At 64.6% G+C, this 18,599-nt stretch carries 16 protein-coding genes; 4 read left to right on the top strand and 12 right to left on the bottom strand.

The genetic code is table 11. From position 1 onward, the window contains the following. Position 1: 1 nt before the first annotated feature. From mdcE to mdcA, 5 genes are read right to left on the bottom strand one after another with little or no spacing between them, the layout of a single operon-like run. Entirely contained in the window at positions 2 to 793 is a 792-nt protein-coding gene (gene mdcE / locus H040_RS21900) for a biotin-independent malonate decarboxylase subunit gamma (RefSeq protein WP_027919301.1), read from the bottom strand. After that, entirely contained in the window at positions 790 to 1,638 is an 849-nt protein-coding gene (locus H040_RS21895) for a biotin-independent malonate decarboxylase subunit beta (RefSeq protein ID WP_027919300.1), read from the bottom strand. Before H040_RS21895 ends, mdcE begins: the two co-directional genes overlap by 4 nt. Then, entirely contained in the window at positions 1,631 to 1,930 is a 300-nt protein-coding gene (locus H040_RS21890) for a malonate decarboxylase subunit delta (protein WP_027919299.1), read from the bottom strand. The genes H040_RS21895 and H040_RS21890 overlap by 8 nt, the downstream gene beginning before the upstream one ends. A gap of 1 nt (position 1,931) precedes the next feature. Next, on the bottom strand, positions 1,932 to 2,816 hold the full coding sequence (locus H040_RS21885; RefSeq protein ID WP_027919298.1) for a triphosphoribosyl-dephospho-CoA synthase: 885 nt from the start codon (positions 2,814 to 2,816) through the stop codon (positions 1,932 to 1,934). After that, positions 2,817 to 4,478 carry a malonate decarboxylase subunit alpha gene (mdcA, locus tag H040_RS21880; RefSeq protein ID WP_027919297.1) on the bottom strand — a complete coding sequence of 554 codons (1,662 nt, stop codon included), beginning with the start codon at positions 4,476 to 4,478 and terminating at the stop codon, positions 2,817 to 2,819. Positions 4,479 to 4,984: 506 nt separating this feature from the next. On the opposite strand from mdcA, the gene H040_RS21875 reads away from it, so the two are divergent. Beyond that, positions 4,985 to 6,055, top strand: coding sequence for an enoyl-CoA hydratase/isomerase family protein (locus H040_RS21875; RefSeq protein WP_027919296.1), 1,071 nt, complete (start codon positions 4,985 to 4,987; stop codon positions 6,053 to 6,055). Between the two features lie 16 nt (positions 6,056 to 6,071). After that, on the top strand, positions 6,072 to 7,223 hold the full coding sequence (locus tag H040_RS21870) for an acyl-CoA dehydrogenase family protein (RefSeq protein ID WP_027919295.1): 1,152 nt from the start codon (positions 6,072 to 6,074) through the stop codon (positions 7,221 to 7,223). A gap of 120 nt (positions 7,224 to 7,343) precedes the next feature. On the opposite strand, the gene H040_RS21865 is transcribed toward H040_RS21870, so the two are convergent. Both H040_RS21865 and H040_RS21860 read right to left on the bottom strand, forming a co-directional pair. Further along, positions 7,344 to 8,306, bottom strand: coding sequence for an AraC family transcriptional regulator (locus tag H040_RS21865; RefSeq protein ID WP_027919294.1), 963 nt, complete (start codon positions 8,304 to 8,306; stop codon positions 7,344 to 7,346). A gap of 383 nt (positions 8,307 to 8,689) precedes the next feature. Further along, positions 8,690 to 8,911, bottom strand: a complete 222-nt coding sequence (locus H040_RS21860) for a helix-turn-helix domain-containing protein (protein WP_256208080.1) — start codon at positions 8,909 to 8,911, stop codon at positions 8,690 to 8,692. A gap of 277 nt (positions 8,912 to 9,188) precedes the next feature. Between H040_RS21860 and H040_RS21850 the strand changes: the two genes are divergently transcribed. After that, complete coding sequence (locus H040_RS21850) at positions 9,189 to 10,073, top strand: alpha/beta hydrolase (RefSeq protein WP_027919292.1); 885 nt, start codon at positions 9,189 to 9,191, stop codon at positions 10,071 to 10,073. A 229-nt stretch (positions 10,074 to 10,302) separates the two neighbouring features. Here H040_RS21850 and H040_RS21845 read toward each other — a convergent pair whose 3' ends face one another. Together H040_RS21845 and hisN are read right to left on the bottom strand one after the other, a co-directional pair. Beyond that, entirely contained in the window at positions 10,303 to 11,034 is a 732-nt protein-coding gene (locus tag H040_RS21845) for a hypothetical protein (protein WP_027919291.1), read from the bottom strand. A gap of 212 nt (positions 11,035 to 11,246) precedes the next feature. After that, positions 11,247 to 12,038 (bottom strand): histidinol-phosphatase, encoded by a 792-nt coding sequence (hisN, locus tag H040_RS21835; protein ID WP_027919290.1) that lies wholly within the window; start codon positions 12,036 to 12,038, stop codon positions 11,247 to 11,249. A gap of 221 nt (positions 12,039 to 12,259) precedes the next feature. On the opposite strand from hisN, the gene H040_RS21830 reads away from it, so the two are divergent. Beyond that, a complete protein-coding gene (locus tag H040_RS21830) occupies positions 12,260 to 12,901 on the top strand; it encodes a helix-turn-helix domain-containing protein (RefSeq protein ID WP_027919289.1) in 642 nt (213 codons plus the stop codon). 108 nt (positions 12,902 to 13,009) lie between these two features. Here the strand turns inward: H040_RS21830 and H040_RS21825 are convergent, their stop codons facing one another. The 3 genes from H040_RS21825 to H040_RS21815 all read right to left on the bottom strand — a co-directional run. Continuing rightward, complete coding sequence (locus H040_RS21825) at positions 13,010 to 15,013, bottom strand: MacB family efflux pump subunit (RefSeq protein WP_027919288.1); 2,004 nt, start codon at positions 15,011 to 15,013, stop codon at positions 13,010 to 13,012. A 2-nt stretch (positions 15,014 to 15,015) separates the two neighbouring features. Further along, entirely contained in the window at positions 15,016 to 16,173 is a 1,158-nt protein-coding gene (macA, locus tag H040_RS21820) for a macrolide transporter subunit MacA (RefSeq protein WP_027919287.1), read from the bottom strand. A 138-nt stretch (positions 16,174 to 16,311) separates the two neighbouring features. Further along, on the bottom strand, positions 16,312 to 18,599 hold a 2,288-nt coding region (locus H040_RS21815; RefSeq protein WP_158541497.1), incomplete at its 5' end, for a non-ribosomal peptide synthetase.

Raw genomic sequence — 18,599 nt, 5'->3', positions numbered from 1 at the left:
CTCAAGCCTCCTGCCACTGGCTGCGCAAGCGGGCACGTACGTCATGGGAGGCACTGCGGTTTTTACCGTCCAGCCGCGATTTCAGGTCAGTCGAATGGCCAATATCACGTACAGCCTCGGCCAGGCAGGCGCGTACCTGTGCGATATCGGCGGCACTTGGCGCGTCGGCGCTCTCGACCTGCAGGCGCCGCCACAGCAAACCCAGTGACGCATAGCTGGCGAGGTCATAGGCCATCGGCGGCACCTCGGCGGCCAGCGCCTCCAGCTGTTCGACACTGCGCAGGGTAATGCGCGCGGCCGCCGCCTTGCCCATGGCATGTACCATCACCCCGCTGTCATCCAGGGCGATCAGCCGCTGCGCCTGGTAGCCGTGGGCCAGGAAGGCGCCGGACATGGCTTTGCCGACCAACAGGCCGATCACCGGGTGCCCTGCCAGCCGTGCCTGAGCGTAGGCCTGCACGGCGCCGGCCAGTGCCTGGTGGATACCCAGGGCTTCTTCACGGCGGCCGTAAGCCTGGCTCGGCACATCGATGATCGCGACGATGGCCCGCTTCTCGCCTTCGCGGTCCAGCGCGAGCGCATCGCTCACGGCCTTGGCCAGGCCCCAGCCTTCAAGCAGGCCGACTTCGCCAGTGCGTGCCCGTGGGAACGGGTTGTGCGCGTCCGGTACCACGGCAATGAAACGTGCCAGGCGGTTATCCAGTTCGCCATCGACCACCTGCAGCGAGGCAGGATAGCCCGCCAGTGGTTCGCCACCGGCCAGGCCCGGCAGCCAGTTCAAGGCACGGTTCATTGAGCTTCTCCTTGATAGAGTGCACGCACGGCGGCGGCGTCCAGTTGCGGGCAATCGGCGCCCAGGCTGGCCAGGCGCTCCAGGAACCAGGCATGGCGGCCGGCGCGGTTGGAGGGTGGCGTGGCCAGCAGTTGCAGCAATTGCTCGCGGATGCTGTCGACGTCGTCCGCCACATAGGCATCCACCAGGCCGCTGGCGTAGCGTTGTTCGCCACCGGTAAGGCTCCAGATGAACGGGCGGTCCTTGGCGTCGTACTCGGCGATACCGGCCTCCTGCTCGATCACTTGCGGGCCATTGAGGCCCAGGCGTGCTTCGCGGGTGACCAGCAAGTGGCTGCACAGCCCGGCCGCGATGGACATGCCGCCAAAGCAGCCGACCGAGCCTGCGATCAGGCCGATCACCGGTTGATAAGCGCAAAGCTCGACGATCGCTGCCTGGATTTCGGCAATAGCCGCCAGGCCAAGATTGGCCTCTTGCAGGCGCACACCACCGGTTTCCAGCAGCAGCACCGCGCAGGTGGGGAGACCGTTGCGGTTGTCCTCGATGGCCAGTTCCAGGGCACCGGCGATCTTGGCACCGCCCACTTCACCCATGCTGCCACCCTGGAACGCGCCTTCGATGGCGGCGATTACGGTATGGCGGCCATTCAGCAGGCCCTTGGCGATGACCACGCCGTCATCGGCCTGGGGCACGATGCCTTGACGCGGCAGCCACGGCGACATCAGGCGGTCGAACGGGCCGAGCAGTTCGCGGAAGCTGCCAGCGTCGAGCAAGGCGCGGGCACGCTGGCGGGCGCCGAGTTCGACGAAGCTGCGGCTTTGCAGCAGGCGGGCGGTGTCAGTCATGGGCAATCTCCTCCAAACCTTGCTCCAGGCGCAGGCGCACGACCCCGGGGGTGGCGCCGAAGTCGTGGATGTCGATCTTCACGGCAGGTAGCGTGCGGCCATCGAACAGGCGTTGGAACAACTGCTGCCAGCGTGCGCTGCTGCCGTTTACCGAGGTGACCACCTGGATGTCCAGACGGCCGGCGCTGCCGGGCTCGATCAGCACTTCCAGGTCGCCGGAGCTGACGCAGCCGACCAAGGTGCGGCCACGGCCAGGCTCGGCGGCGGGGAATTGAAAGTTCAGGGTTTCCATTTCACAGGCTCCCGGCTTTGTCGAGGAACAGGCAGGCGGCCAGCAGATCGGCAGCGCCGCCCGGTGAGGCGTTCAGTTGCAGCAGTTGCGTATCCAGCTGGCGTAACTGGCGGCGGCCGTCCAAGGTGGCGCAGCCACCAGCATCGAGCACCGCACGGGCGCCCGCTTGCAGGGTTTGCAGGCCTTGCGGGCCGGCGCGCCAGAGCACGCAGGTGTCGCTGAGCGCGGCCATGATCGCCAACAAGGCGTCCAGCCGAGCCTGGCTTTCGCCGGCACCGTTGACGCGGCTGCGGCGCAGTTGCGGCAGGCCGTGTTCGAGCACCGCGGGGAAACCTTGCTGGGCTTGTTCGCGGGCACCGCTGGCACCATAGCGCTGGCGCATTTCACTGCCGTGGCTGGGTTGCTGGGGCGCCGCTGGGTCGTCGATCAGGGCAATACGACCGGCACGCGCCGCCACGGTCATGGGCTCGGCCTGTGGATCCAGCGCTTGAGCAGCCACCAGCAGGCCAAGCGCCCATATGGCGCCGCGGTGGGTGTTGATGCCACCTGTTGTGGCAAGCATGGCGGCTTCGCCTTCGCGGCCAATGCGGCCCAACTCAATGCGCAGGGGCTGGCCGATCTGGCCGTGGTTCTGCGCAGCCTCGGCCATTTGCCGCAGGCAGGGCCACAAGGCCAACGCCGAGGCGTGCATCAGGGCCAGCGTCATGTCGGGGTGGGCACCGCTGCTGCGGCGGTCGACCAAGCCAGGTTTGGGAGACAGGTCAGCTTCGTCGATCAGGGCTTCGGTTGCCAGATCGGCCAGGCGCTCAGCCAGGGAGAGCTGGGTTTGCCGGGCTGGCCTCTTCGCGGCTGAAGCCGCTCCTACAGGGGTTGCGTAAGCCATCATTTACCAACTCCTGAACCGTGCGGGCGGGTTGTAGAGGCCGCCGGACCACTCGACCAGGTCGGCGATGCTGCGCGCGGCAAGCAGCTCGCGGTTGGCATCGGTGCGGCGAATGCCGAGGTCTTCGGGCAAGGCGATCAGGCCTTGCTGGCGCATGCGCAGGGTGTCCTTGGGGTCGTGCCGCAGGCCGATGGCCGTGACACCCGCCACGGCAGCGATCATCTGCTGGCGCTCTTGCAGGCTGCGCGCCTTGTACAGGTAGGCGATGCCTTCTTCAGTGAGCAGGTGGGTGACGTCGTCGCCATAGATCATCACCGGCGCCAGGGGCATGCCGGCTTTCTTTGCCACGTCCACAGCGTCGAGGGTTTCGACGAAGGTAGGTTTGCCGCCTTCCTGATAGGTTTCGACCATCTGCACCACCAGCTTGCGGCCACGTTCGAGCAGGGTCTCGGGCACGGTCATGTCGAGCCAGGCCGGGGTCGCGTGGCGCCGGCCACGCGGGTCGTGGCCCATGTTCGGTGCCCCGCCAAAGCCGGCCAGGCGGCCGCGGGTGACGGTCGAGGAATGGCCGTCGCCATCAACCTGCAAGGTGGCGCCGATGAACAGGTCGACCGCGTACTGCCCGGCCAGCTGGCACATCATGCGGTTGGAGCGCAGCGAACCGTCGCGGCCCGTGAAGAACACGTCCGGGCGCTGGGCAATGTAGTCTTCCATGCCCAGCTCGGTGCCAAAGCAATGCACGCTCTGGACCCAGCCGGTCTCGATGGCCGGGATCAGGGTCGGGTGCGGGTTGAGGGTCCAGTTGCGGCAGATCTTGCCTTTGAGGCCCAGCGACTCACCATAGGTCGGCAGGATCAGCTCGATGGCGGCAGTGTTGAAACCGATGCCGTGGTTCAGCGACTGCACCTGGTGTTTCTCGTAGATGCCGCGGATCGCCATCATCGCCATCAGCACATGCACGGGTTTGATGTGGCGCGGGTCACGGGTGAACAGCGGTTCGATGTAGAACGGCTGGTCGGCGACCACCACGAAGTCGACCCAGGACGCCGGAATGTCCACCCGCGGCAGGTCGTCGACGCGGTCAACCAGCTGGTTGACCTGGGCGATCACCAGGCCGTCGCTGAAGGCGGCAGGCTCGACCAGCGCCGGGGTGTCTTCGGTGCTGGGGCCGGTGTACAGGTTGCCATCACGGTCGGCCATGAAGCCGGCGACCAGCGTGACATTGGGGATCAGGTCGACCAGCAGCCGCGAGTACAACTCGATGTAAGTGTGGATGGCGCCGACTTCGAGCAGGCCGTCTTCCAGCAGTTGGCCGATACGCAGGCTTTGCGGGCCGGCAAACGAGAAGTCGAGCTTGCGGGCGATGCCGCGTTCGAACAGGTCCAGGTGCTCGGCGCGGCTGACGCTGGGCATGATCATGTGCAGGTCGTGCAGGCGCTCGGGGTCGGCCTTGGCCAGCGAGCGCGAGAGGAAGTCGGCCTGCTTCTGGTTGTTGCCTTCGAGCACCACGCGGTCGCCAGGGGCAATCAGCAGTTCCAGGGCTTCGACGATCCGTTCGGTGGGCAGCACCACTCCGTCGGCCAGGTGACGGACGCGGTCCAGGCGGCGCTGCTTCTCGGCGCGTCGCCTGGACCATTGCGGCGGTGGATTCTTCGTTATGGTCATTGGGTGACTCCACGGGTTCGCTGTCGTGGGGGCACATTAGGGCGAGCAGGATGGGGGGATCAATCAAGCTGGGGGGCTGTTCGTTACGCTTGGAGTAATGGTTTGCCGTTAGTGGTGCATGGCGATGGTTTTTCAGGGGGTTCGAGATCGAGCGCCGCCCGCGCGGCGCATCGCGGATAAATCCGCTCCTACATCTGTTGCAACGTGGCCATGCCTGTGTAGCCATGGTTGTCAGCAGTTTGTAAGGGTCAAGTCATGGGCCAGGGCTAGCGACCATGGCGTAACATGTTCAGTACGTTGCAACAAATGTAGGAGCGGATTTATCCGCGATGCGCCGCGCGGGCGGCGCTCGATTTCACAAGCGCTGAAAGGCTCAAGGCAAAAACGCACGATGCCCCTGCAGAATTGTCGATTGTGCAAGGTAAATTCGCATGCCAGGATCCAGCGATCCTCCAGCGCACTCCAGATTTCACTTGGAAAATCAATAACAAAGCAGGGAGAACGCGATGACCGCGCACGCTCATACCTCGGCAACGGCTCATGTACTGGCCGAGGTCCGCAACCAGATTGGCCACCTCACCCTCAACCGCCCTGGCGGCCTCAACGCCCTGACCCTGGACATGGTGCGCAACCTGCGCCTGCACTTCGACCAATGGGCCGAAGACCCGCAGGTGCAAGCCGTAGTGCTGCGCGGCGAAGGCCCCAAGGGCTTCTGCGCCGGCGGCGATATCCGCTCGCTGCACGATAGTTACAAGGCCGGCGAAACCCTGCACGAAGACTTCTTTGTCGAGGAATATGCCCTGGACCTGGTCATCCACCGCTACCGCAAGCCGGTGCTGGTGCTGATGGACGGTTTCACCCTCGGCGGCGGCATGGGCCTGGCCCAGGGCTGCGACCTGCGCATCGTCACCGAACGCAGCAGGCTGGGCATGCCCGAGGTCGGCATCGGCTACTTCCCGGACGTCGGCGGTAGCTATTTCCTGTCGCGCATCCCGGGCGAACTGGGCACCTACCTGGGCGTCAGCGGCACCCAGATCCAGGCCGCCGACGCCCTGTACTGCGGGCTGGCCGACTGGTACCTGCCAAGCGACCAGCTCGCTGCCCTTGATGAAGGCCTCGACCAGCTGCGCTTCGGCGACCACCCGCTCAAGGACCTGCAGAACCTGCTGGCCAAGCTTGGCAGCCAGGTGCTGGACGACGCACCACTGGAAAAGCTGCGCCCGGTCATCGACCACTTCTTCGCCCAACCCGACCTTGGGGCAATCATCGAGCAATTACGCGCTGTCAGCATCGGCGACAGCCACCCCTGGGCGGTAGCCACCGCCGACCAGCTGGAAAACCGCTCGCCGCTGGCCATGGCGGTTACCCTGGAGATGCTGCGCCGCGGCCGTCACCTGACGCTGGAAGACTGCTTCGCCATGGAGCTGCACATCGACCGCCAGTGGTTCCAGTACGGCGACATCATCGAGGGCGTGCGCGCCCTGATCATCGACAAGGACAAGCAGCCGCGCTGGAACCCGTCAACCCTGGCCGGGCTGTCACGCCAGCGGGTCGACCAATTCTTCGAAGGCCTGTGAGCCCGGGAGTACACAGATGCAAGACCTGGAACTGAGCGAGGAGCAGATCATGATCCGCGACATGGCCCGGGATTTCGCCCGCGGCGAAATCGCCCCGCATGCGCAAGCCTGGGAAAAGGCCGGCTGGATCGACGATGGCGTGGTGCGCAAGATGGGCGAGCTCGGCCTGCTCGGCATGGTCGTGCCCGAGGCGTTTGGCGGCAGCTATACCGACTACGTGGCCTACGCCCTGGCAGTCGAGGAAATCGCTGCCGGTTGCGGCGCCACCGGCGCGATGATGAGCATCCACAATTCGGTGGGCTGCGGCCCCTTGCTCGCCTACGGCACCCCTGAACAGCAGCAGGCCTGGCTGCCGCGCCTGGCCACTGGCGAGGTGATCGGCTGCTTCTGCCTGACCGAGCCCCAGGCAGGCTCGGAAGCGCACAACCTGCGCACCCGCGCCGAGCTGGTCAATGGCGAATGGGTGATCAATGGGGCCAAGCAGTTCGTCAGCAATGCCCGCCGCGCCGGCTTGGCCATCGTCTTCGCCGTCACCGACCCGGAGCTGGGCAAGAAAGGCCTTTCAGCATTCCTGGTGCCCACCGACAACCCAGGCTTCAAGGTCGACCGCAGCGAACACAAGATGGGTATCCGCGCCTCCGATACCTGCGCGGTGACCTTCGACAACTGCCGTATTCCAGCAGCCAACATCCTCGGTGAGCGCGGCAAGGGCCTGGCCATCGCCCTGTCCAACCTCGAAGGCGGCCGCATCGGCATCGCCGCCCAGGCCTTGGGCATCGCCCGCGCCGCGTTCGAGGCGGCGCTGGTGTATTCACGGGATCGCATCCAGTTCGGCAAGCCGATCAACGAGCACCAGAGCATCGCCAACCTGCTGGCGGACATGCAGGTGCAGGTGAACGCTGCGCGCTTGTTGATCCTGCATGCTGCGCGGCTGCGCAGTGCGGGCAAGCCGTGCTTGTCGGAAGCGTCCCAGGCCAAGCTGTTCGCTTCGGAAATGGCCGAGCGGGTCTGCTCGATGGCGATCCAGGTGCACGGCGGTTATGGCTACCTGGAGGACTACCCGGTCGAGCGTTACTACCGCGATGCGCGTATCACGCAAATCTACGAGGGGTCGAGCGAGATCCAGCGCATGCTGATTGCACGCGAACTCAAGCACTACCCCTTGTAGGAGCGGCCTTGCGTCGCGAAAGGGCCGCGCAGCGGCCCCTTCAATCTTCGCCTTGACGCTGAGTTCCTGGGGCCGCTGCGCGGCCCTTTCGCGACGCAAGGCCGCACCTATAAGGGGGCGTCAGCTCCAGTGGCGCTGCCTGAGGGTTTCCGAGGGCAGCTCGCCAAACCGCTGGCGATACACTTCGGAGAACCGCCCGAGGTGCAGGAAGCCGTAATCCATGGCCAGCTCGGTCACGCTGCGCACCGCGCAGCTGGCATCACTCAGGCACGCATGCACCCGTTCCAGCTTGCGCTGGCGCACGTACTGTTTCGGCGTGGTGCCGAGCTGCCGGTCGAACAGCGCATACAACGAACGCAAGCTCATGCAAGCCTGCTCTGCCAGCACTTCGGCTGGCAGCTCCAGTTTGAGGTTGCGTTCGATGTAGTCGAGGATCCGCTCCAGGCTCGCCCCGGCCGTACCCAGGCTCTCCCGTCGGATATTGGTACTCATCAGGGTTATCAGCTTGCTGGCGACGATCTGGCTGTAGTGCCCCTGCACCCGCGGCAGCGAATCACTGACCTCGGCCTCATGGCAGACCATGGCCAGCAGGTTGACGAAGCCATCGAGCTCTTCCAGCCGGTAGTGGTTGCGCAGGAACCGCACGCCGCCATCCGGCCGTTGCCAGCGCTGCTCGTCGCAGATGGTGTCGAGCAGCCGGGTCGGCACCTTGAGGATGAATTTCTCGCAGTCTTCGGAATAGGTCAGGTCGACCGGGTCGTCCGGGTTGATCAGCAACAGCTCGCCCGGCACCAAGTGGTGCTCGCGCTGGTGCCCGCGCCACAGGCAGTTGCCGTTGAGCAGCACTTGCAGGTGATAGATGGATTCCAGCGCCGGCGAGGTAACCCGCACGCTGCCGCCGTAGCTGATGCGGCACAGGTCGAGTTCGGCGAACTTGCGGTGGCTGAGGCTGGCCTGCGGGTGGGTGGTGCGCGCCAGGCCGATGCAGTGCTGGCCGACGTGCTGGTTGACGTAGTCGGACACCGCATAAGGGTCGGCGTGATGGAACACGCTACTGCGCTCGCTCAGCAGGCGGCTTTCCATAGGCAAGGCACTCGGTATCGTTATTGTTCTGGCCGCCGCGCCCTACTGGCCCTGCAGGCCTGTGATTGCGGTCGTTCACGGTCATTCTATCGAGCCGAAGTCAGGTTTCTGAGGGCAGCTGACCAATGGCGTACAGGTGAACACTAAGCAAAAGGCGGGGGTTGGGCAATGAGATGTTCGGATTGGGTGGGCGGATAGCGGACAGTGGGCAGATCAGAAGTGCGCGATAATCGGACATTGCGCTAAGCCGGTGGGTTCGTCGCGAAAGGGCTGCGGAGCAGCCCCAGGATTTCAGCCTTGCTTCCGAATTTTTGGGGCTGCTCTGCCGCCCGTTCGCGACACAAGGCCGCTCCCACAAAAACGCAGCGCCATCCCAGCTTCAATCAGTGCACAGCCACTTCCTGCCGCCCCGCCCAGCCCTGGCTGCGCGCCCGGAACTGGCGCGGTGCGATGGCAAACAGCTCGCGAAAACGCCGATAGAAGTGCGGAAAACTGATAAACCCGCTGGCCACCGCCACCTCGGTCAGCGACTTGCTGGTGTGCTGCAACAACTGCAAAGGTTTGCTGGTACGGCCGGTCGAGCAGGCGCTGGTGCGCAAGGACACTTTCCATTTCCTCGCCTTCAACGAGGAAAAGAGCACGACTCCAGCTGCGGGCGTTTGCGCGAGTGGTTGCTGGAAGAGTTTCAGCCGTGGCTGGAGCAGCTGCGCAACGCCTGACCATCTAGCGGTAAGGGCCCTTTCGCGGGTAAACCAGCTCCCACACCCGCGAAGAGACCCGACCGAAGAGCACAGAACCTCCAGAAACAGCTTGCAACCAAGCCATAGCGCCGCTCGGTAACTTTTCTGACATCAAGCCCATCGCATCTGTTAAAAACCCAACATGCCTACCCTCCTCCTCACTCACCTGTGCCGGCGCTGGTTGACCTGGCTGTACGCCACCCTGATGGTCATCGGCCTGCCCGCTGGCTGCGCGGTGCTGCAGCACAAGGAACGCGAGCTGGTGTTTCGCATCGAACCTGGCCAGGCCAGCTGGTTCCACGGCTTGCCCAGCGAGGTGCAGGAACTGGACCTGCGCCCGCGCAGCTTCACCGACCAGCAGAGCCTGCATGCCTGGTGGTGGCCCGCCAAACGCGCCAATGCGCCGGCCATCCTCTATCTGCACGGTGTGCGCTGGAATCTTACCGGCCAGCTGTTTCGCATCGAGCAACTGCATGCCATGGGCTATTCGGTGCTGGCCGTGGACTATCGCGGCTTCGGCCAGAGCCGCGGCGACCTGCCGTCCGAAGCCACGGTCTACGAGGATGCGCGTATCGCCTGGGAGCGCTTCGTGCAGTTGCAGCCTGATGCCGGCAAGCGCCTGATCTTCGGCCATTCGCTCGGCGGCGCCGTGGCTGTCGAGCTGGCCACCGAGCTGGCCCGCCAGGCACAGCAAGCTGGCAGCACAGCACCGGCCCGTGGCCTGATACTGGAGTCGACCTTCACATCACTGGGCGATGCGGCGGCGGCGGTTGCCAATACGTCACTGCCAGTGCACTGGTTGATGTCCCAGAAGTTCGATTCGCTGGACAAGATCAAGGATGTCGGCCTGCCCGTGCTGCTGGTGCACGGCCTGGATGACCGCTTCGTGCCACCCCGCTTCAGCCAGGCGCTGTTCGATGCCGCGCAGCAGCCCAAGACCCTGCTGCTGGTCCCGGGTGCCAGCCACAACAACAGCATGAGCCTCGCTGGGCAACGATACCGTCAAGCTATAGAGAGGCTGCTCTAGGCCAGATTGACAACATCGCTTTTATAGCTCCCGCCACCCCTTAATGGCACTATGCCTTCTTATATCCTAGAGCAGGAAATCTCACGGAAGATCATTGGCAGCAACGCATTTTCGAACCCGGCAAACGCCTACTGATATCCGGGATGAATGGCAGCGTGATTATGCTCGCCTGATCCATTCCTCGGCATTCAGGCGCTTGCAATCACCTGCTCCAACCCGGAGCAGGCCATTACTGCACAGGCAGGAAGTTCATCAACAGCAAACTCTGCGCATAATTCAGCCCAATCCGCCGATACCGCTCATCCAGCAACTCAGCCAGCAAATCCAGCCGCGCCACGATCTTGCCGAACTCCACGGCGAAACTCAGGTTGCTACCCTCCTCCGAGATCTCGTTGGAAAACAGCAGCAACACCCCGTTGGCATCCTGGCGCTGGCTGAGCATCCAGGTCGCCTTCTCGATATTGCGCGCCGCGTTGTTGACGAACAGCGGGTCGATGGTATCGGTCATGTAGAACTCTGTACGCCCGCCGTGCGCGGTGATCAGCATGCTGCCGATGGCGTAGATAAAGGCACCGACCCGGTCGCCGCGAAACTCCGGGCTCAGGGCATAGCTCAGGGCGGCCAGGTCGCGACGGTTGCCCAGTTGCGGCAAGGGCTGACGCTGCTCGATGGCGATGCGGATCTGCCGCTCGGCTGTGGCGGCGTCCAGGAAACCGGACATCTTCCACTGGTTGGGGTTACGCAGGTACAGCTTGTTCATCAGCAGATACAGGCTCTGCAAGTTGTCGCGCATGGCCAGCGTGGCCATGCGGTCGACACTGGTCTGGAACAGCTCGCTGGGCTTGCCGTTGCCGAACTGGCTGACAATGTCGTGGCCTTGCTGCTGGCTGCAGCCGGCCAGGCCAATCAGGGCGCCTGCCAGCAGCAGGCTTGGGAAGAATCGGGAGTTGCTTGCAACCATCGGCACCGGGATCGTATTCGGCGGCCGCACTGGGAGTCGGTGCAGCCTGGCCAAGCATAGAACCCGGAATTCGGAAAAAGTGCGGTGTTAACCTGAACTGGCCTCTTCGCGGGCAAGCCCGCTCCCACAGGAGTATCACTGCCCTTGAAGGCAGTGCAGTTCCTGTGGGAGCGGACTTGCCCGCGAAGGGGCCAGTTCAGGCGCCCCATCATTCACAGGGCGTGGCGCAGCATCTCCACCACCTGCGCATGAAGCGCCGGGTCACCACAGGCCACCACACACCCGCCATTCTGCGCGCTGCTGCCATCCCAGGCGGTGATCACCCCGCCCGCCCCTTCGATGATCGGCATCAGCGCCTGCACGTCATACGGCTGCAGGCTCGCTTCGACGATCACGTCGACAAAACCCGAAGCCAACATGCAGTAGGCGTAGCAATCACCGCCATAGCGCATCAGCCGCGCCTTGCCGGCCACGGTTTCGAATGCCGCCTTGCGCGCGGGGGTGTCGAACATGTCCGGCGTGGTGCACATCAGCGTGGCCGCAGCCAGGTCGGTGCAGGCACGGGTTTTCAGCGGCGTGCCACTGCGCCAGGCGCCTGCCGGGGTGCCAACGAAACGCTCGCCGGTGAATGGCTGGTTCATCACGCCCACTACCGGGCGGGTGCCGTCATTCAGGGCGATCAGCGTGCCCCACAGCGGCAAGCCGGTGATGAAGGCACGGGTGCCATCGATCGGGTCGAGCACCCAGGTCAGCGGGCTGCTGCCCACCGCCACGCCAGCCTCCTCACCGAGAATGCCGTGCTCCGGGTAGCGCGCCTGAATCAGTTCACGCATGGCATCCTCGGCCGCCTTGTCGGCCACGGTCACCGGGTCGTACAGGCGCCCGCCCTTGTCCTCGACCTCCAGGCTGGCACGGAAATACGGCTGGATCGCCAGCGCAGCGGCATCGGCCAGCTGTTCGGCAAAGGCTTGGAATTCGCCGATCTGTTCAGCGCTCAGGGACATGGGGGCAGGCCTCGTGGGAAAATGTCGGGGCTGCATCATACCCGACAACCCGCGTGGCAGTAGACGCCCACAAATGGATGCCATTATTCTGCCATTATCGCCGCTTCATTTAACGGTCACTCAATCGTTGTACTAGGATACCAAGCACCTCCCTTGGCAGGCCCAGGATGCTGGCCGGCAGCCAAGCGGGATTTGCACCAATGGACCTCATGGATGACACAATGAATTCGCACTTGCTCTATCCGCAGATCGGCAAAGTCATTGCCAGCACCGGCAGCCGACAATTCCCGCGCATGCTGCACGACCTGATCCAGGCTCACCTGAGCATCGACGCCATGCAGATTCGCCAGTTGCCTGTGGTGGCTGAACGCAGCGACGATTCGCCCCTGATCAATGAGACCGTGTTCTCGTCGGCCCCCTGCCCTGAAGGGGCCTTCAGCGACCCGTCACGCCTGCACCTGATCCGCCGCAAGGGCGAGTCGCGCTATGAGATCCAGGTGCTGCGCTCGGGCTCGACCTACGGCTTTTCTGCCCACGAACGCAGCCGCCTGGATGACATCTCGCCACTGCTGCTGCCGATGCTGGAAAAACACATCGATGCTTTGCAGCCCACCGCCGAACGCAGTGCACCGGAAAGCCTCGAAGCGCGTTTCCTGGAGCGTATCGGCCAGTCGGGGCTGAAGCTGTCGCAGCGTGAGTGCCAGGTGTGCCTTGGGCTGCTGGCCGGGCACACCGCGCCAGAGCAGGCCGAGCGGTTGGCACTGAAGGTGAATACCGTGGAGAGCTACTTGCGCCGGGCGGCGATCAAGCTGGGGATCAGCGGGCGGCATTCGTTGATGCGCTGGATGTACGCTGAGGCCTGAATCCTCTTTTCCTGTACCGGCCCCTTCGCGGGCAAGCCCACTCCCACAGGTGCAGCACAATCCTGATGGGAGCGGGTCCACCCGCGAAGGGGCCGGCACAGGCAACCCTCAATCCCTTGCCAGGGCCTCGATCGGGTCGAGCCGCGCCGCATTCCTCGCCGGCACAAACCCGAACACCACGCCAATCAAGGTCGAACAGGCAAAAGCCATCACGATCGATGCCGGCGAAAACACCATTTCCCACTGTTTCACGAACAGCTCGAACAGATAGCCTATTCCATACGACAACCCGATCCCGACCACCCCGCCAAACAGGCAGACCATCACCGCCTCTACCAGAAACTGCTGGCGAATGTCCGACTGCCGCGCCCCCACCGCCATGCGAATGCCGATCTCCCGGGTACGCTCGGTCACCGACACCAGCATGATGTTCATCACCCCGATACCGCCCACCACCAGCGAGATCACCGCGATCAGCGACAGCAGCAAGGTCAGCGAGCGGCTGGTCTTCTGCACCGTCTGCATGATGCTGTCGAGGTTGTTGGTGAAGAAGTCCTTGGTGCCATGGCGCTGCAGCATCACCTTGGTCACTTCCTCTTCCACGCGCTTGCTCGGCACGCCGTCCTTGATGCGCACGCTGATGCTGTCCAGGTGGCGCTGGCCGAGCACGCGGCCGGCAGCGGTTTCGTAGGGCACCCAGATGTTCAGCTGGTTGCTGGCGACGAACAGGTTCTTGTTCTCGGCAGCCACGCCGATCACCGTGCACGGCAGGTTGCCAACCAGGATCACCTGCCCCAACGGGTCGACATTGCTGCCGAACAGGCGCTTGCGGGTGTTGTGGTCGATCACCACCACCTGGGCCTGGCGCCGGGCATCGTCGGCGCTGAACACGATGCCGGCGGCCAATGGAATGTTGCGCACCTGGAAGTAGTGCTCGCTGACGCCGTTGAGCTGCACATCGACATCCAGGTTGCGGTAGCGCACCAAGGTGCTCTGGCCGATTACGGGGGTGGCGCTGTCGACGTAGTACAGCGCGTTCAGCGCCGCCACGTCGGCGGGCAGCAGGGTTTCGATGGTCTTGGCCCGGCTGTCGCCGAAGTTGCTGCCTGAATAGATGTCGATGGTATTGCTGCCGATCGCCTGGATGTCCTTCAGCACGTAGCCCTTGGCGCCCTCACCGATGGCCGAGATCGACACCACCGACGTGATGCCGATGATGATCCCGAGCATGGTCAGCAAGGTGCGCATGCGGTGCGAGATCAGCGCGATCCAGGCCATCTTGAACGCTTCGCGGAACATCCCCAGGCTGGCCACCAGGCGCCCTGTGGCATACGCTTTGGGCGCTGGCTCGGCAACGGGCGTGGGCAATACCTCACGGGCGTTGTGCTGGTCGCTGATGATCTGCCCGTCACTGACTTCGATGATGCGTTCGGCATGGGCCGCAACCTTGGGGTCGTGGGTCACCAGGATCACCGTATGCCCAGCGGCATGCAGTTCCAGCAGGATGTTCATCACTTCTTTGCCGCTGGCGGTATCCAGGGCGCCGGTCGGTTCGTCGGCGAGGATCACCTGGCCACCGTTCATCAGCGCCCGGCAGATACTGACCCGTTGCTGCTGGCCACCGGACAGCTGGCTTGGGCGGTGCTCAAGGTGCCCGGCAAGGCCCAGGCGGGTCAGTAGCTCCTGCGCCCGCTGGTGGCGCTGGCCCTGGGGCAGCCCGGCATAAACAGCCGGGATCTCGACGTTGTGCAGTGCATCCAGGTGCGGCAGCAGGTGGTAGCGCTGGAAGATGAACCCGAAGTGGTCGCGGCGCAGTGCGGCCAAGGCATCGTCGTCCAATGCGCGGGTTTCCTGGCCGCCGACCTGGTAGCTGCCACTGCTGGCGTTGTCCAGGCAGCCGAGGATGTTCATCAGCGTCGACTTCCCCGAGCCGGAAGCCCCGATGATCGCCACCAGTTCACCGCTGCGGATCTGCAGGTCGATGCCCTTGAGTGCCAGGAACTCGCGGTCGCCGGCGAGGAAGCTGCGGGTCACACCCTGCAGGCGCAGCAATGGCTCGCCCTGGCCGCTGGCGACGGCCATGTGCGGGGTCAGCTCGACAGTCATGTTCATGCTCACGCCCCTGCTTCGCCAGATACCGGCTCACCGATCACCACCCGGTCGCCTTCGGTCAGGCCATCCTTGATCTGCACCTTGACGTTGTTGTTGATGCCGGTCTGCACATCGCGCACCTGGGCAAACCCCTTGGCATCGAGCACCCGCACCGGGAAGCTGCCGTCAGCGTTGCGCAGGCCCAGCGCCGCCACCGGCACGGTCAGTACCCCGGTGGCGGTATCGAGGACGATGTGCACCTGGGCGGTCATGGAAATACGCAGTCGGTGATCGGGGTTGGGCACCTCGAACAGCGCGTTGTAGAACACGGCGCCTTTGGGCTTGGCGCTACTGCCGTCGCTCTTGTCGGTGCTCTGCGCGTAGTTCTGCGGCGCAGGCTCGGTGCCGCGCAGCGTGGCGTAGTAGCGTTTGTCCTCGCCAAGAATGGTGAAGTACACCGCCTGCCCCGGGGTGATGTGGATCACGTCGGCCTCGGACACCTGCGCCTTGACGGTCATGGTGTCAAGATCGGCCAGCTTGAGCAGGATCGGTGCCAGCTGGTTGGCGATCACGGTCTGCCCTTCCTGGGTGACGATACCCACCACATGGCCCGTGATCGGCGCATTGATGCGGGTGTAGCCGAGGTTGACCCGGGCCGTGTCGATCTCGACCCGAGCGCTCTGAATCTGTGCGTCGAGCGAGCGCACGGCGGCCTGCTGCACCTCGTATTCCGACTCGGCGTTCTCGAAGTCCTGCCGCGACACCGACTCGTCGGCCTGCAGTTCGCGGTAACGTTCGTACACCCGCCTGGCCTGCCTGAGCTGGGCCTGGGTCGACCGTTTTTCGGCCTGCAGTTTTTCTTCATCGACCTCGGCCTGGCGCAAGGTATTGCGCAGCACCAGCGGGTCGATCTCGGCCAGCCACTGGCCCTCGCTGACCTTGTCGCCCAGCTTGACCTTGAGTGACTTCAACTGCCCGGACACCTGCGCGCCCACATCCACCTGCTTGATGCCTTCGAGCATGCCGGTGGCCAGCACCGCGTTCTCGATATCGCCGCGTTCGACCGTGGCGATGATGTACTGCGGCGGCTTGGCCGGAGCCTGCACGGCGTACAGGGTGATGCCGGCGACCAGGGCCACGGCGGCGCCGAGGCTGAACCTGCGGAATCTGGACTTATCCATGAACACTCGCTTCCCTTCAAAACACGTCATCAACGGCTTGTCTCTTACCCTGTGGCAGCGGGATAACCCGCAAATGCGTCGGTAAAGCCACAGACGCATTCGCGGGTAAACCCGCTCCCACAAGGCCCGAGGCGCTTTCTATTGCTGGGTCACCTTGCCATGCTGGAGTGCCTGGCCGTCGTGCCACCAGGCCGCGAGGCTGAACACATCGGGCACCTTGAGGATGCTGAAGTGGTCGCCCGGCCCCTGCCACAGCGCCAGTTGCGGCATCAGCGCCTGCCAGCCGGCATGCATCACCGCCTGCTCGCGGGCGTTGCCGGGCGCGTCCAGGCTCGGGTCGTCCACCAGCACCAGCCCGGCTGGCCCGCTGTAGCTCAGGCTCGGTTGGTAGCGGGTACGCAGCGCCGCGGCAAAGGCCCGCACCGTGCCCTCCAGTGCCCGTGGCGCCGAACGGGCCGGCAGCAGGCCGATGCGCACCATGGCCGCGTGCAACTGGCGTAATTGCTCGTCATCACTGGCCTCAGCGAAGGCCAGCAGCTCGATGCCCAAGGCTTTGCCGGTGGACAACTGCAGTGCATGGATCAGTTTTTCCAACGCCTCGCCGAAGGTGTAAGGCCGGCCACATGAACCACTCACACCCGGCGCCTCGCTGTCGATCAGGGTCAGCGAACGCACTTGGCGCCCCTTGGCCTCCAAGCGTGCAGCCATGGCATGCGCGACCCAGCCGCCGAACGAATGGCCGACCAGGTTGAGCGGCCCTTGCGGGTACAGCGCTTCAATGGCCTGCATGTGGCAGTCGGCGGCGGCCTCCACGCTACTGTGCGGCACCAGGTTGCCATCCAGGCCCCGCGCTTGCAGGCCGTAAAGCGGCCAGTCCGGGCCCAGCGCCTCGGCCAGGCCGATGAAGCTGGTGACGCTATCGCCGGCACCCGGCACACAGATCACCGGCGCGTGGCCTGGTTGCCCGCTCTGAATTGCCACCAATGGCTGATAGGCCGCCTGCTCGGCAGGCACTGGCAGATGCCCGAGCACCCGGACCATTGCCTCGCCCAGCGCCGCAACGTGGGGTGCCTGCATCATGCTGCGGTGATCACCGGGCACACCGATGTCGAGCAGCGCCTGGGTCGGCAACGTCTCGCGCCAGCCCAGGCTCGACAGGCTGTCGCTGCCCTGCTCGGCGCGGAACAGATGCACCGGTACATCCAGTGCAGCCAGGCGGTAATGGGCCATGGCGTAACCGTGGGCCAGTTCACGCTGGAAGTAATGGTGCAACTGCGCATTGCTCATGCTCGACCACAGGCCGTAGAGCAGATGGTGTTCGCGACAGCTGGCGAGCAGGCTGGCAAAGTCAGCCTGGCGGGCCTCCAGCCGCTGCAGTTGTTTCAGCGGCGCGATCCCGGCCTCGCCTTGGGTGCGCCAGAAGCTGTTGCAGTTGAGTAGCAGCTGGTTTTCCAAGGCGCGCGGGCCCTGCCAGCGGGCTTTGCCCTGATCGGCCAGGCGTGGCACGTAGGTGTCGATCAGGCCCAGGAATTCGACCACTTCGTCCACACCCCGCAGTTGGTTGGCAATCTCGAAGGCCAGCACGCCACCGAACGACCAGCCCGCCAGGCGATAAGGGCCGCGGGGCTGGACCTTGCGCATCTGCGCGATCTGGTAACGTGCCAGGCACTCCAGCGTGCGCGGTTGTGCCTCACCGCACGGGATGCCCGGCAGGCCGTAAATAGGGAAGTCACCTGGCAGGTGCTGGCCCAGCACCGGGAAGTAGAAATCCAGGCCGGTGAATTCGTGGACGAGGAACAACGGCACCTGCGAACCGCTGGCTCGCACGGTAACGACCGTTTGAGCCTGGCCGCTGCGGCTGGCATCCAGGTGCCGGGCCAGCGCCGCTACGCTGGGCTGCTGGAACACGTCGTTGATCGCGGCTGCAAGGCCGGCCTTGCCCAGTTTGTCGATCAGGCGAATCGCCGCCAGGGAATGGCCGCCCAGTTCGAAGAAGTTGTCGTGGCGCCCTACGCGCTCGACGCCCAGCAGCTCGCACCAGATGCCGGCCAGCAGGGTTTCGGTTTCGCCCTGCGGCGCTTCGTAGGGGCGATCCTGGATGGCGTCGGGCGCCGGCAGTGCCTTGCGGTCGAGCTTGCCGTTGGGGCTCAGCGGCAAGGCGTCAAGGTGCATGAACTGCGCCGGCACCATGAACTCCGGCAGGTGCGCCAGCAGTGCCGTGCGCAGGGTCTCGACGGCTTGCGGCTCGCCGGTGTAGTACGCGATCAGGCGTTGATCGCGGGCGATCACTACCGCCTCCTTGATGCCTGCGATGGCGGTCAGGCCGGCCTGGATCTCGCCCAGCTCGATGCGCAGGCCACGGATTTTCACCTGATCGTCGTTGCGACCCAGGTATTCGATGTTGCCGTCCGGCAAGTGGCGCGCGA

The sequence above is a fragment of the Pseudomonas sp. URMO17WK12:I7 genome, assembly GCF_003269045.1.
GTDB classification, from domain to species: Bacteria; Pseudomonadota; Gammaproteobacteria; order Pseudomonadales; family Pseudomonadaceae; genus Aquipseudomonas; species Aquipseudomonas putida_J.
Note: the sequence above shows the minus strand (reverse complement) of the source record. Positions and strands in the feature narration are given on the sequence as shown.

What these genes read in the sequence shown, in the direction of transcription:
- mdcE (WP_027919301.1), bottom strand. Translation starts at nt 793, where the DNA reads ATGAACCGTGCCTTGAACTGGCTGCCGGGCCTGGCCGGTGGCGAACCA.
- H040_RS21895 (WP_027919300.1), bottom strand. Translation starts at nt 1,638, where the DNA reads ATGACTGACACCGCCCGCCTGCTGCAAAGCCGCAGCTTCGTCGAACTC.
- H040_RS21890 (WP_027919299.1), bottom strand. Translation starts at nt 1,930, where the DNA reads ATGGAAACCCTGAACTTTCAATTCCCCGCCGCCGAGCCTGGCCGTGGC.
- H040_RS21885 (WP_027919298.1), bottom strand. Translation starts at nt 2,816, where the DNA reads ATGATGGCTTACGCAACCCCTGTAGGAGCGGCTTCAGCCGCGAAGAGG.
- mdcA (WP_027919297.1), bottom strand. Translation starts at nt 4,478, where the DNA reads ATGACCATAACGAAGAATCCACCGCCGCAATGGTCCAGGCGACGCGCC.
- H040_RS21875 (WP_027919296.1), top strand. Translation starts at nt 4,985, where the DNA reads ATGACCGCGCACGCTCATACCTCGGCAACGGCTCATGTACTGGCCGAG.
- H040_RS21870 (WP_027919295.1), top strand. Translation starts at nt 6,072, where the DNA reads ATGCAAGACCTGGAACTGAGCGAGGAGCAGATCATGATCCGCGACATG.
- H040_RS21865 (WP_027919294.1), bottom strand. Translation starts at nt 8,306, where the DNA reads ATGGAAAGCCGCCTGCTGAGCGAGCGCAGTAGCGTGTTCCATCACGCC.
- H040_RS21850 (WP_027919292.1), top strand. Translation starts at nt 9,189, where the DNA reads ATGCCTACCCTCCTCCTCACTCACCTGTGCCGGCGCTGGTTGACCTGG.
- H040_RS21845 (WP_027919291.1), bottom strand. Translation starts at nt 11,034, where the DNA reads ATGGTTGCAAGCAACTCCCGATTCTTCCCAAGCCTGCTGCTGGCAGGC.
- hisN (WP_027919290.1), bottom strand. Translation starts at nt 12,038, where the DNA reads ATGTCCCTGAGCGCTGAACAGATCGGCGAATTCCAAGCCTTTGCCGAA.
- H040_RS21830 (WP_027919289.1), top strand. Translation starts at nt 12,260, where the DNA reads ATGAATTCGCACTTGCTCTATCCGCAGATCGGCAAAGTCATTGCCAGC.
- H040_RS21825 (WP_027919288.1), bottom strand. Translation starts at nt 15,013, where the DNA reads ATGAACATGACTGTCGAGCTGACCCCGCACATGGCCGTCGCCAGCGGC.
- macA (WP_027919287.1), bottom strand. Translation starts at nt 16,173, where the DNA reads ATGGATAAGTCCAGATTCCGCAGGTTCAGCCTCGGCGCCGCCGTGGCC.